The 12,492-nt window shown below is 66.7% G+C and carries 9 protein-coding genes; 5 read left to right on the forward strand and 4 right to left on the reverse strand.

Features of this window, described 5'->3' with window-relative positions; genetic code table 11:
* Positions 1-112: 112 nt before the first annotated feature.
* Positions 113-1,033 (reverse strand): LysR family transcriptional regulator, encoded by a 921-nt coding sequence (locus N5D45_RS18335; protein ID WP_279939431.1) that lies wholly within the window; start codon positions 1,031-1,033, stop codon positions 113-115.
* A 140-nt stretch (positions 1,034-1,173) separates the two neighbouring features.
* Here N5D45_RS18335 and N5D45_RS18340 point away from each other — a divergent pair, with 140 nt between their 5' ends.
* The gene (locus N5D45_RS18340) at positions 1,174-1,875 is read left to right on the forward strand and encodes a pirin family protein (protein WP_197657202.1); all 702 of its coding nucleotides are present in this window, start codon (positions 1,174-1,176) and stop codon (positions 1,873-1,875) included.
* A gap of 113 nt (positions 1,876-1,988) precedes the next feature.
* Here N5D45_RS18340 and N5D45_RS18345 read toward each other — a convergent pair whose 3' ends face one another.
* Positions 1,989-4,187, reverse strand: coding sequence for a TonB-dependent siderophore receptor (locus N5D45_RS18345; RefSeq protein WP_279939432.1), 2,199 nt, complete (start codon positions 4,185-4,187; stop codon positions 1,989-1,991).
* Positions 4,188-4,319: 132 nt separating this feature from the next.
* Complete coding sequence (locus tag N5D45_RS18350) at positions 4,320-5,015, reverse strand: alpha/beta hydrolase (RefSeq protein ID WP_043402402.1); 696 nt, start codon at positions 5,013-5,015, stop codon at positions 4,320-4,322.
* A 184-nt stretch (positions 5,016-5,199) separates the two neighbouring features.
* Here N5D45_RS18350 and N5D45_RS18355 point away from each other — a divergent pair, with 184 nt between their 5' ends.
* Positions 5,200-6,339, forward strand: coding sequence for an MFS transporter (locus N5D45_RS18355; protein WP_197657200.1), 1,140 nt, complete (start codon positions 5,200-5,202; stop codon positions 6,337-6,339).
* A gap of 81 nt (positions 6,340-6,420) precedes the next feature.
* Here N5D45_RS18355 and N5D45_RS18360 read toward each other — a convergent pair whose 3' ends face one another.
* A complete protein-coding gene (locus tag N5D45_RS18360; protein ID WP_134959218.1) occupies positions 6,421-7,539 on the reverse strand; it encodes an alpha/beta fold hydrolase in 1,119 nt (372 codons plus the stop codon).
* Positions 7,540-7,722: 183 nt separating this feature from the next.
* Here N5D45_RS18360 and N5D45_RS18365 point away from each other — a divergent pair, with 183 nt between their 5' ends.
* The 3 genes from N5D45_RS18365 (at position 7,723) to N5D45_RS18375 (ending at position 12,486) form a co-directional block, all read left to right on the forward strand.
* On the forward strand, positions 7,723-9,069 hold the full coding sequence (locus tag N5D45_RS18365; RefSeq protein ID WP_134959217.1) for a cytochrome c: 1,347 nt from the start codon (positions 7,723-7,725) through the stop codon (positions 9,067-9,069).
* Positions 9,066-9,992: a c-type cytochrome gene (locus tag N5D45_RS18370; RefSeq protein ID WP_134959216.1), complete on the forward strand. Its 927-nt coding sequence runs from the start codon at positions 9,066-9,068 to the stop codon at positions 9,990-9,992. Before N5D45_RS18365 ends, N5D45_RS18370 begins: the two co-directional genes overlap by 4 nt.
* Positions 9,993-10,107: 115 nt before the next feature.
* Positions 10,108-12,486, forward strand: a complete 2,379-nt coding sequence (locus N5D45_RS18375; RefSeq protein WP_057502724.1) for a TonB-dependent receptor — start codon at positions 10,108-10,110, stop codon at positions 12,484-12,486.
* Positions 12,487-12,492 lie beyond the last annotated feature (6 nt).

Consider the following 12,492-nt stretch of genomic DNA (forward strand, 5'->3'; position numbering starts at 1 on the left):
CCCCGCAACCGGACCCACCCCGCCATCCCTCAGGAAACCAGCTTTTGCTTCGGCTTCGGCTTCGGCTATGGCTGTTGCTTCGGCGGGTGCAGGGCGCAGCCCTGCCGTACCCCTACCCCCGTGCCATTGCCTGCCACCACTGCGACAGCAGCTCCGGCCTGCGCAGGCGCTCGCGCCACCAGCGCAACGCGGCGCCGTCCTCGCCGGTGCGCCAGGCCAGCCAGAAGGTTTCTTCCGGCTTGTGCTCCTCCACCTCACGGATCACCAGTTGGCCGCGCGCGACCGCGGCGCGCGCGCACGGCTCGGGCAGGAAACCGAAGCCCACGCCTTCGCACTGCAGTTTCAGCTTGCTGGCCATGTCAGGCACCGTCAGCATCTCCTGCCCCATCAACAGGCCCACCGTGCGCGGCAGCAGCCGTCGCGCCGAATCCGAGACCGCGATCGCGCAGTGCTCGACCAGGTGCTCGCGACCCAGCACACCCGGCACTGCAGCCAACGGATGATCGGGCACGACCGCGAACACGAACTCCACCGTGCCCAGCGGCTCGACCACGTAGCCACCGCCGCTGGGGCCCTCGCCCGGCGCGCCGACCAGCAGGTCGGCGCGGCGGTCCAGCAGGGCCTCCCAGGTGCCGGATAGGGCCTCGCCGATCAACCGCAGCCGGGTCGGTGCCTCGGCCTCACGAAACGCGGCGATGTCCGGGCCGAGCAGCCAGGTCGGAAACACCGAGTCCACCGCCAGCGTCAGCTCGGTCTCCCAGCCCGACGCCACCCGGCGCACCCGCAGTTCCAGCTCGCGGGCCGCGCGCAACAGGTGACGGCCCTCGTCCAGCAGGGCGCGGCCAGCGTCGGTCGGCTCGGCGCGCGGGCCAACCCGGTCGAACAGCTGCACGCCCAGGTCCTCCTCCAGCTTGGCAACGGTGTAGGAAATGGTCGAGGGCACCTTGTGCAGAGCCTTGCCGGCGCCGGCAAAGGAGCCGCGGCGGTCGATGGCATCCAGGATCTGCAGGGCATCGAGGCTGAGCTTGAGCATTCGGATTTTTCGATGATGGCTGTCAAAACTATCCGTTTTTCAAACCCAGGGCGCAAGCGGATACTTCTCTCCAACGGGGAAACACAGCGGCTACCGGCCCACCCCGCCCCATCGAAACCATCGAACAAGGAGATTCCATCATGCTGCAGATCCGCAAGAGCGCTACCCGTGGCCTGGCCGAGCATGGCTGGCTGTCCTCGCGCCATACCTTCTCCTTCGCCAACTACTACGACCCGCGCTACGTCAGCTTCGGCCCGCTGCGGGTGATCAACGAAGACAAGGTGATCGGCGGCCAGGGCTTCGGCACCCACGGCCACAGCAACATGGAGATCATCTCCTACGTGCTGGGCGGTGCGCTGGAACACAAGGACTCGATGGGCACCGGTTCGGTGCTGCGCTATGGCGACGTGCAGCGCATGAGCGCCGGCAGCGGCGTCACCCACAGCGAATTCAACCACTCGGCCGACGAGACCGTGCACTTCCTGCAGATCTGGATCTTCCCGGACACCGAGAACATCACGCCGTCCTACGAGGAGACCCACTTCGCGCCGGAGACCAAGCGCGGCCAGCTGCGCCTGATCGCCTCGCCGGACGGTGCCGACGGTTCGCTGCGCATCCACCAGGATACCCGCATCTTCGCCACCATCCTCGATGGCGGCCAGAAGCTGCACCATGCGCTCGGCAACGGCCGTGGCGCCTATGTGCAGGTGGCGCGTGGCCAGCTGCAGGTCAACGGCATCACCCTGGAAGCCGGCGATGCACTGCAGGTCAGCGACGAAGCCCAATTGACGCTGGAAAACGGCAACGATGCCGAAGTGCTGGTGTTCGACCTGCCGCTGTAACGACGACGCCCGCGATGCCATCCAGCATCGCGGGCGTACTTGTAGAGGCGAGCCCACGCTCGGCTGGTTGTCAAACCGCAGCCGAGCGTGGGCTCGGCTCTACAGAACCCGTGTCAGAACCTGTAGTTCAAGGTCAGCCGCACATTGCGCGGCTCACCCCAGGTGTAGGTGCTGTACCAGTTGAAGATCGTGTAGTACCGCTTGTCGAGCAGGTTGTTGACGTTGACCGTGGCCGACAGGCGATCGTTGAACTGGTAGCGCGCCATCGCATCGAGCAGCCAGTACGGCTGGGTGCGATGCACGACCTGCGCGCTGGTGGCCGGGTTGGTGATCTCGCCAAACGTGGAATCCTGCCAGCGCGCGCCACCGCCCAGCGTGAGCCCCTGCCAGGCACCGCGCAGGCGGTAGCTGGTGTGCAGGCTGAACTGGTTCTCCGGTTCCAGCGTGGTCACCTTGGTTCCCGCCTGGCGGGCGATCTTGTGGGAGAACCCACCCTGCACCTGCCAGCCCTCGGCCAGCTGACCCGACATTTCAAGCTCATAGCCCTTGGTACGCACGCCCATCAACGCGCGGTAGGCATCCTGGCCATCCGGCGTCTTGCCGCCGGTGGGCTGGGCGAAGTTGTCCTGATCAAGCTGGAAAAGCGCCGCGCTGGCATTGAGGCGTCCATCGAAGAACTCGGCCTTCAGCCCCATCTCGTAGCTGCGGCCTTCCAGCGGATCCAGTGCTTTGCCCTGCTCGTCGCGCTCGCTGTGCGGCTTGAAGATGGTGCTGTAGCTGGCGTACACCGAATAGTGCTCGCCGAGGTCGTAGACCACGCCGGCATACGGCACATAGACGCCGGTCTCGCGCGTGTCCGGCGAACGGTAGCTGGCCAGGCGGCTGCCGACGATCAGCTTCAACGGATCGGCCACGTCGAAGCGGCCGACCACGTACAGGCCGTTCTCACGGGTCACTTCATTGTTGTCGTAGCTGCGCTGCCATTGCGGCTCGGCAATGTCGCCATTCCAGCTGCGGTAGTCCGGCACCGTATCCGGGAACCCCGCCTGCGGGCCGTAGCCGGTATTGGTCCAGCGCTTGCGCGAGGCACTGCCGCCAACCACCAGCTCATGCTCACGCCCGAACAGGCCGAAATGCCCGCTCACGTAGAAGTCGGCGGCATTGCTGACGGTCTTGCCGACGTACTTGCCGAGCCACAGGCTGACGCCCTCGCCGGTCAACGGATCGGGATTGCCGGCGGCGGCACCGGCCAGTGCGGCGTCATAGCCGTTGACCTGGTGGTTGAACTGCAGCTTGGCGATCCAATCGTTGGCGAAGGTGTGCTCCAACGTAGCGAAACCGGTACGCACGTACTGGCGCCAGCCGGCCCATTGCGCACCATTGTTGAACGAGCGCGGCATGCGGTTGAAGTTGCCGGCGCTGTCCAGCAGCGGAATGCCGCCCCACGTCGAGCCCTTCGGGTCGCTGTCCATCACGTCGCCACCGACCGACAGCAGCGTGCGTTCGCCCAGATCGGCTTCCAGCACGGCATAGCCGACCTTGCTGGTGCGCTGGTAGTTGTCCAGGTTGGAGTGCTTGTCTTCCCAGGCCCCCACGGCTCGGCCACGCACGCGGCCATCGGCAGTCAGCGGACCACCGACATCGAGCTCGGCGCGGTAGTCATCCCAGCGGCCGACACCCAGTGAGGCACTGCCGGCGAAGTCCTTGCCCGGCTTCTTGCGCACCAGGTTGATGGTCGCGCCCGGATCACCCATGCCGGTCAACAGGCCGGTCGCGCCCTTGAGCACTTCGATGCGGTCATAGATCGCGGTATCACTGAGCGTGTTGCCCGCCGAGTAGGCCGAGTCACGCGACATCGGAATACCGTCGTACTGGAAGTTCTGGATCGCGAAACCACGCGCGTAGTACTCGGTGCGTTCGCTGTCGTAGGTGACGATGCTGATGCCGGGGGTCACCCGCATCACGTCATCGATGCCGTGCAGGCCGAAGTCATCCATCTGTGCGCGGGTGATCACGCTGATGGTCTGTGGCGTCTGTCGCGGCGTCAGCACCAGGCGGGTGGCGGTGGCGATGGTGCCGGGCGTGTAGGCGCCGCTGCCCTCGGTGATGGTACCGAGCAGGTTGGCGGTGACCTGCACGGTCTGCAGGGTCTGCGAGGCGGGTGCCGGTTTGGCCTTGTCCTCGTCCTGGGTGGACTGGGCAGCAGCGGTGCCGCTGCTCAGTGCAAGCAGTAGCAGGCCTTGAGCCAGTGCATGCGGCAGCGGCAGGCGACGCGGAAACAAGCGCGGAAAACGGACAGGCACAGACAGCACGGCGGGACCTCCACGATAGGGTGGGATCCTCTGGCGGCGGCTGGAGGGAAGAGAGGGACGCGGCCGGATGGCCGCAGGCGCAGGAGTGTACTCCCCTGCGCCCCGGCTGTCGTGCGGTGTACTGGTGCGGGATCAGGCGCCGATGGCGGCGCAGGCCTCCAGGATCAGCGCGGTCACTTCCTTCGGCTGCGAGGCCAGTGAGGCATGGCTGGCATCAAGCTCCAGCAGGCGCTTGGGCTGCATTCTTGCGGCCATGGCCTTCTGGTTTTCCGGCGCGATCATGCGGTCGTGGCGGGACAGCTGGTACCAGCTCGGCCGGTGCTTCCACGCCGGATCGCTGACCGTGTCGCCGAAAGTGCTGGCCAGCGGCGCCTTCTGGGTCACCGCCATCACCCGGCCCTCGTCGGCACTCAGGTCCTGGCAGAAGCTCTCATGGAACTTGTCCGCACGCAGCCAGAGGTAGCCATCGCTGTCCGGTGCCAGATTCGGCGCCGCCTCCGGCAGGTGCTGCTGGGTGATGCCACCCGGGCTCTCGCCGGCATCAGGCGCGAAGGCAGCGATGTAGACCAGGCCCTTCACGTTGGGCTCGTTACCGGCCTGGCTGATCACCGCACCGCCGTAGGAGTGGCCGACCAGCAGCACCGGACCGTCGATCTGCCGGATCATTTTCTGGGTGCGTCCTGCGTCGTCGGCCAGCGACGTGAGCGGCAATTCCACCGCCTGCACCCGGTCGTGGCCGTTGCGATGCAGTTCCAGGATCACCTTGGCCCAGTGTGCGGCCCCGCCCCAGAATCCATGGACGAGGAGGATGGTCGGTGTCGTGCTCATGTACGGATCTCCGGCAGCGGCCGGCGGGGTGCCGACCGTGCAGCCACTGTCCGTGGGCGACGTTAATCGCTGGTGACGCGATCGAGTCACTGCAATCGTATGCGTCGCCCGATGTCACGCATGGCACTTGCCGATCCGGCCTGAAAACGTTTTCATAAAAGTCCCCTGGAGCTTCGCATCGCGCATGACGCCTTCATCCCCACGTGCCCAGCAGCACGCCACCCGTGCCGCCTTCTTCATTCCCGGATTCGCCACCGCCGCGTGGGCGCCGATGGTGCCCTACGCCAAGGCCAAGGCCGGGCTGTCCGACGCCAGCCTTGGCGCCGTGCTGCTGTGCCTCGGGCTCGGCTCGCTGCTGGCGATGCCGTTGGCGGGCGCGCTGACCGGGCGGCTGGGTTGCCGACAGGTGATGGTGATCACCTGCGCGATGATGCTGTGCGCCCTGCCCTTGCTGGTGCTGGCGCCCTCGCCGGTGGCGCTGGGCGCGGCCCTGTTCGTGTTCGGCGCCGGCGTCGGTGCGCTGGATTGTGCGATGAACATGCAGGCGGTCGCGGTCGAGCGCGACGCCGGGCGCGCAATGATGTCCGGCTTCCACGCCTTCTACAGCATCGGTGGCTTCGTCGGCGCCGGCTGCATGACCGGCCTGCTGATCCTGGGTACACCGCTGTGGCTGGCCGCGCTGGTGTCGGTGGCGGCACTGCTGCTGGTTGCGGTGCTGTCGGCGCCGCACTGGCGACCGCAACGGATCCTGCACGAAGGCCCACTGCTGGCGCTGCCGCACGGCGTGGTGCTGTTCATCGGCGTGCTGGCCTTCGTGGTGTTCCTCGCCGAGGGCTCGATGCTGGACTGGAGCGCGGTGTTCCTGGCCGAAGTGCGGCAGGTGCCGCGTGACCAGGCCGGCGCCGGCTTCGCGCTGTTCACGCTGGCGATGACCGCGATGCGCCTGTTCGGCGACGGCATCGTCGAGCGCCTCGGCCGCACCCGCACCCTGGTCTTCGGCGGCATCACCGCCGCAGCCGGGTTCACGTTGGCCACGCTGGTACCGTCGTTCCCGGTGGCGTTGGCGGGCTATGTGCTGGTCGGGCTGGGCTGCGCCAATATCGTGCCGGCACTGTTCTCGATGGCCGGCCAGCAACGGGTGATGCCGGAGAGCATCGCCATCACTGCGGTGACCACGCTGGGTTACGCCGGCATCCTCGCCGGCCCGGCAGCGATCGGTGCACTGGCACACGGCACCAGCCTCGGATTCGCCTTCCTTTGCGTGGCCGCGCTGCTGCTGGGCGTAGCCGCATCCGCGCGAGCACTGGCACGACGGGTGGCCTGACAGAAAAAGGGGACGGAGGGGATCAAGTCGTTTCCTGCCTTGGTGTGCGGGAAACCACTTGATCCCCTCCGTCCCCTTTTCTCAGCTACGCGTCAGCCACTCGGCCTGGGCCGGCAGTTGCGGTGCCGGGCAGGCGCTCTTCGGGTGGTGCTCGTCGCGCGCCATCCAGTCGTCGACCACGCCAGCCAGCAGGTCCAGCCGCAGCGGCAGGGTGATGTGGTCCTCGCCGCGCATCTCGATGTAGTGGGCGCGCGGATTGGCCTGGGCCAGCTCGCGGCCCTGGCTGACGGGTATGTGCTGATCGCCCTGCCCGTGCAGCAGCAGCACGCAGGCGCGGGTATCGGCCAGCGCACGCGCTACATCCACGCGGTCCAGATCGACGTCGATGCGGCGGCTGGCGGCGGCGATTACCTGGTTGATGTCCTGGCCGCCGTAGCGCCAGCGCGCGTACGACGCCACCGCCTGCGCCTTCAGGCCTTCCGGCTGCAGTCCCATCAGGTGCGGGATCATCGTGCGGATCGCTACACCGGCATTGGCGAACGATTCCATCGCCACCACGCCTTCCACCTGGTCGCCGAGCTTGTCGGCGGTGAATACCGCTGTGGCGGCGCCGTAGGACACGCCGAACAGGTACAGCGGGCCGGTTACTTCACCACGTGCGCGCAGCTCGCCGATTACATCCACCACATCGTCGGATTCATAGGTGCCATAGCCCGACGGCCCAGTACCGGACTGTCCATGGTTGCGCAGGTCGAGCGTGACCACGCGGTAGCCGGATTCGGCCAGCTGCAACGACCACGGCAGCATCGAATCACCATTCATCATCCAGCCGTGCAGCAGCACCACGGTGCCGCGCGGTGCCTGCGCGCGGAACGGTCGCGGTACTGCCAGGCTCAGGCCGGTATCCAGCGGTAGGCCGTTCTCGTGGCGCTGCGGCAGGTAGTGATAACGCGCGCCGTAATCGCCAGGATCGAACACACGCCAGAAGATCGGCACGCCATCGCGGCCCGGCGCGAAGCCGTGGCGATTGGGCAGTTCGGCAATGGCCGCGGCAATGCGCGGACGATCGAGCAGGGTCGATACGCCACCCGGCGCGATCAGCCGATCGGCGAGCGAGGTGGACGAGGCATTGATCGAGGACGAGCATGCAGCCAGCCACAGGCCGGCGCACGCCAGCAACAACAGCAGCAGGCGCTTCATGGGCAATCGGGGAAAAGGTGCGACAGCGTGGCAGGTTAGCGACGCGCGCGTGGGCCATCTATCGCGCGTGGATGACGGCTTGATGACAACGCAGGAACGATTCAGCTTGGTGTAAAAGCTGTATCCGTTCAGTCATTGATCCGGATCAATGAACGCGCGTGCGGGATTGCCCACAGTGCCGCCATGCGCACCTCGTTCAAGCTCGCCATTGCCCTGGCCGCCACGCTGGCCGCCGCCTACGGCATCGCCCGCACCACGCCCTACTGGTTCGCACCGCGACAGACGGCGCAGGTCGACATCCACGATCCGGCGCTGATCACGCAGGGACAGTACCTGTCGCGCGCGGCCGACTGCGCGGCCTGCCACACCGCGCCCGGCGGCAAGCCGTTCGCCGGTGGCCTCGGCATGCAGACGCCGATGGGCACGATCTACTCGACCAACATCACGCCCGATCCGGACACCGGCATTGGCGCCTACGACTACGCCGACTTCGAGCGCGCGGTGCGCCGTGGCATCCGCCACGATGGCCAGCCGTTGTATCCGGCCATGCCGTACGCCTCGTATGTAATCGCCAGCGATGCCGAGGTCAAGGCGTTGTACGCCTACTTCATGGGCTCGGTGCAACCGGTGAAACAGGACAACGCCGACAGCACCATCCCGTGGCCGGCCAACATGCGCTGGCCATTGGCCTGGTGGCAGCTGCTGTTCGCGCGCCCACGCAGCTTCAGCCCGGATCCGAAACTGGATGCCGGCCAGCAGCGCGGCGCTGAACTGGTTGAAGGCCTGGCCCATTGCGGTGCCTGCCATACGCCACGCGGCCTGGCCTTCCAGGAAAAGGCCATGGCCGACGATGGCAGCCGCCAGTTCCTGTCCGGTTCGGTGCTGGAAGGCTGGTATGCGAAGAACCTGCGCAATGAATCGACCGGCCTGGCCAGCTGGAGCGAGGGCGAGATCGTCGACTTCCTGCGCACCGGCCGCACAGATCGATCGGCGGCCTTCGGTGGCATGGCCGACGTGGTCGAGCACAGCACGCAGTACCTGTCCGACGCCGACCTGCTGGCCATGGCCCGCTACCTGAAACAGCTGCCGGCGCGTGAGGGCCGCAGTGCGCAGTGGTCCCCCGGTACCGACACCACCACCGCTGCACTGCGCAGCGGCGACTACCGTGTTGCCGGTTCGCTGGCCTATGCGGAGCACTGCCAGGCCTGCCACCGTGCCGACGGGCGCGGCATGCCCCGCGTCTATCCGGCGCTGGCCGGCAACTCGATCGTGTTCGCCGATGACCCCAGTTCGCTGGTGCAGGTGACCTTGATCGGCGGCCGCACGCCGCATACCCCGCATGACCGCATGGCCTTCACCATGCCAGGCTTCGAGCAGCTGCCGAACGCGCAGCTGGCACAGATCCTGACCTTCATCCGCAGCAGCTGGGGCAACCAGGCCAGCGCGGTGAGCGAGGTCGACGTCGCGCGCATGCGCCGGGTGGTGCGCGACAAGCCGGTGCACTACGTTCCGCAGGAGACCGCACAATGAAGCGTTCGCGCACGCGTTCCCGCCTGCTGATCGGCAGTGCGATCAGCCTCGTGGTGCTGGCCGGCGCCGGTACCCTCGCCTACCGTCATCTGTATCCGGACCTGGATGCCGCTGTGGCCAGCACGATCGATATCCTCGATGCGCAGGGCAAGGTGGTCGGCCACTACCACGCACCCAGCGCCGAAGAGATCGCCGGGATCGGCAATGCCGAATCGGTGATGCTCGGCCGCCGCATCCTCAACGAGACCGCACGGCTGCTGCCGGACAATGTCGGCAACGATCTGAACTGCAACTCGTGCCACATGGCCGAAGGCAAGCGGCCGTTCGGCAATCACTACTTCAATACCGGCGGCGGCGCCTATCCGCGCTACATGCCGCGCCCGGGCAAGGTGATCGGGCTGACCGAGCGCATCAATGGCTGCCTGCAGCGTTCGATGAACGGCAAGCCGCTACCGAAGGACGCGCCGCAGATGCGCGCGATGCTCGACTACATGGCGTGGCTGAGTAGTCCGGTGCCCGGCGGTGCAAAGGTGGACGCGCCGAGCGAGGGGCCGATCGACAGCACGCTCACCCCGGACCCGATCCGTGGCCAAGCGCTGTACGCCGTGCAGTGTGCCGCGTGCCATGGCGACAACGGCGAAGGACGGCGCGACGCCAGCGGTGACATCGCCTTCCCGCCACTATGGGGCGACCACAGCTTCAACATCGGCGCCGGCATGGCGCGCTTGTACAAGGCCGCCGGCTTCGTCAAGCACAACATGCCGCCGGCGGTGACCCGCGAGCCGCCACTGGGACAGCAGGTGATGCCCGACCAGGACGCGGTGGACATCGCCGGCTATTTCATCAACCAGCCGCGGCCGGACTTCGCCAACAAGGGCAAGGACTGGCCGCGCGACCCGAAACCCAAGGACGCGCGGTACTGAAGCAGGCAGCAGGTGCCGGCCGTCACACAACACGGTTCCTGCATCTCTACGTCATGTCGATGTCATTGGTGCTGCCGACACTCGGGGGCTTCTCTCCCTTCAAGGTCCGGTATCGATGCGAACGATTGCGCGCTTTCCCCGTGTTTCGCTGCTTGCCCTGCTGATCGCCCCCGCACTGGACGCCCTGGCCGAAGCACCGCAGGGCGAGACGGCCGAAGCGCGCAGCAGCGATGCCCGCACCCTCGACCAGGTGCAGGTGATCGGCCAGGCCACCAGCTACGCCAAGACGTCGGTGCGCGCAGAAACACTGAACCGGCAGACGGTGATGAGCAGCGTCAACGATGCGCTCAATGAAGTGCCGGGCGTGGTGGTCAGCGAGGCCGATGCCACCGGTTCGTCGGTGTGGGGCACGCAGATCAGCATGCGCGGCTTCGTCACCAACCGCGATACGCAGCAGATCGGCACCACCATCGACGGCGTGCCGAACGGTGGTTCGGGCTACGGCGGTGGATCGCTGGCCAACCGCTACATCGACACCCTTGATCTGGAGACGGTGGAAGTGAGCCAGGGCACCGCCGATATCTCCTCGCGCTCGAACGAGGCGCTGGGCGGCACGCTCAACTTCCTCACCAGCGATCCGCTGCAGGACAGCCGCCTGCGCTTTGTGGTCGGTGCCGGTGACAACGAGGCACGCAAGTACTACGTGCGCTACGACACCGGCCTGCTCGGCGGCCACACCCGCGCCTGGGTCAGTGCCTCCTCGTCGAAGGTGCACGACTGGATCGACGGCACCGGCCACGCCAGCAACGACCACATCGCCGGCAAGTTCATCACCGAACTGGACCGCTGGACGCTGACCGGCTACCTGTCCTACAACGACGCCGACGAGCCCGAATACACCAGCGTTTCGCCGACGGGCTTCGCAACCAACCCGGAGCGCGACAACCTGGTCGGCACCCTCACCGGCATTCCCTACCTGGACCAGAACTACCGCTCCGGTTCACGCGCCCTGCGCGAGAACACCTTCGGCTACCTGCGTGCGGCCTTTGACGGCGGCAATGGTTTCAAAGCGTCGGTGGCCGCCTATGGGCATCGCATGCAGGGCCGCGGTGACTGGCTGCCACCGTACCTGGCGCAGGTCAGCGATGATGGTGCGGGCCGCCCCGAGTCGGAGTACCTCGGTGGCAAGACCGTGTACGGCGGCAGCAACCGCGGCCAGATCTTCTTCGTCAATCCTGATGGCAGCGCGGCACAGCGGCTGGCCAGCTGCACGCCACGGTTGGGCTTCACCGCCGAGTACGATCCGAACTGCTACGCCGGCAACGTGCTGGGCGCGCAGTCGTATCGCCACACCCACTACGACAACGATCGCATGGGCGTGACCGCCGACGTCGAGTGGCGGCAGACCTTCGGCGCGGTCGACAACACGATCCGCGGCGGCCTGTGGGTGGAGAAGCTGGACCGTTCGGCGCGCCGCGACTGGCACCGCCTGCTCAACGTCGGCCAGAGCATCGACTTCGACCACCAGCCGTACTGGGTTCAGTTCGAAGACAAGTACAAGGTCGACGAGCAGATGTACTACGTGGAGGACGTGGCGCGCTTCGGGCCGTTCAGTGCACGCCTGGGCGTGAAGCAGTTCTTCGTCGACCAGTCGCGTCGCCGCGTGATCGGCGCCAGCGAACACGTGACCTCCGATTCCAAGTCCGACCCGTTGCTGTCGACCGGTTTCACCTGGGCGCCGGGCGTGGAAGGCATGGAGTTGTTCGCCGGCTTCTCGCAGAACTTCGCCGCTATTCCCTCCGGCGTGCTCGGCGAGACCGACCCGCAGCGCTTCCGCAACGTCGAACCGGAGACCGCCGACAACATCGAAGTGGGCATGCGCATCAGCCGCTGGCCGCTGACCGCATCGGTGACCCTGTACAACATCAAGTTCGACAACCGCATCGTCTATCTGCCGGCAGGTTTCGTCAGTGGCATCGACTACCTGGGCGAGACCGACGGTGTCTACGAGAACTTCGGCGGCGTGGAAAGCAACGGCCTGGAAGCCGCGTTCGGCTATGGTTGGGACAACGGCTGGCGGCTCAACGCCGCCTACACCTACAACCGCTCCAAGTACCTGGGCAGTGGCGATGCAGCACGCGATACCCAGCTGGGCATCGTCGATGGCGCCAAGGTGATCGGCCAGCCCGAACAGACCCTGGTGCTGTCGGCGGACTGGCAGGGCGAGAACTGGAACTTCGGCCTGTCCGGCCGTTACCTGGGCACGCGCTATCTCGACGCCGCCAACGTCAACAAGCTGCCCTCGGCCACCGTGTTCAACGCCAACATCGGCTTCGACCTGCAGGGGCTGTCGCCGCGCCTGAAGGGCATGGGTGCCAACCTGGTGGTGAGCAATCTCACCGACAAGCGGTATCTTGCAGGGGTGGACGGCCGCGACAACGCCTTCATCGGCGCCCCGCGCACCGTCGGCATCTCCTTCCGTGTGGACCTGTGAGTGAGC

The sequence above is a fragment of the Stenotrophomonas sp. GD03819 genome, from assembly GCF_029841665.1.
Lineage (GTDB): Bacteria > Pseudomonadota > Gammaproteobacteria > Xanthomonadales > Xanthomonadaceae > Stenotrophomonas > Stenotrophomonas geniculata.

What these genes read in the sequence shown, in the direction of transcription:
- N5D45_RS18350 (WP_043402402.1), bottom strand. Translation starts at nt 5,015, where the DNA reads ATGAGCACGACACCGACCATCCTCCTCGTCCATGGATTCTGGGGCGGG.
- N5D45_RS18340 (WP_197657202.1), top strand. Translation starts at nt 1,174, where the DNA reads ATGCTGCAGATCCGCAAGAGCGCTACCCGTGGCCTGGCCGAGCATGGC.
- N5D45_RS18365 (WP_134959217.1), top strand. Translation starts at nt 7,723, where the DNA reads ATGCGCACCTCGTTCAAGCTCGCCATTGCCCTGGCCGCCACGCTGGCC.
- N5D45_RS18375 (WP_057502724.1), top strand. Translation starts at nt 10,108, where the DNA reads ATGCGAACGATTGCGCGCTTTCCCCGTGTTTCGCTGCTTGCCCTGCTG.
- N5D45_RS18355 (WP_197657200.1), top strand. Translation starts at nt 5,200, where the DNA reads ATGACGCCTTCATCCCCACGTGCCCAGCAGCACGCCACCCGTGCCGCC.
- N5D45_RS18335 (WP_279939431.1), bottom strand. Translation starts at nt 1,033, where the DNA reads ATGCTCAAGCTCAGCCTCGATGCCCTGCAGATCCTGGATGCCATCGAC.
- N5D45_RS18360 (WP_134959218.1), bottom strand. Translation starts at nt 7,539, where the DNA reads ATGAAGCGCCTGCTGCTGTTGTTGCTGGCGTGCGCCGGCCTGTGGCTG.
- N5D45_RS18370 (WP_134959216.1), top strand. Translation starts at nt 9,066, where the DNA reads ATGAAGCGTTCGCGCACGCGTTCCCGCCTGCTGATCGGCAGTGCGATC.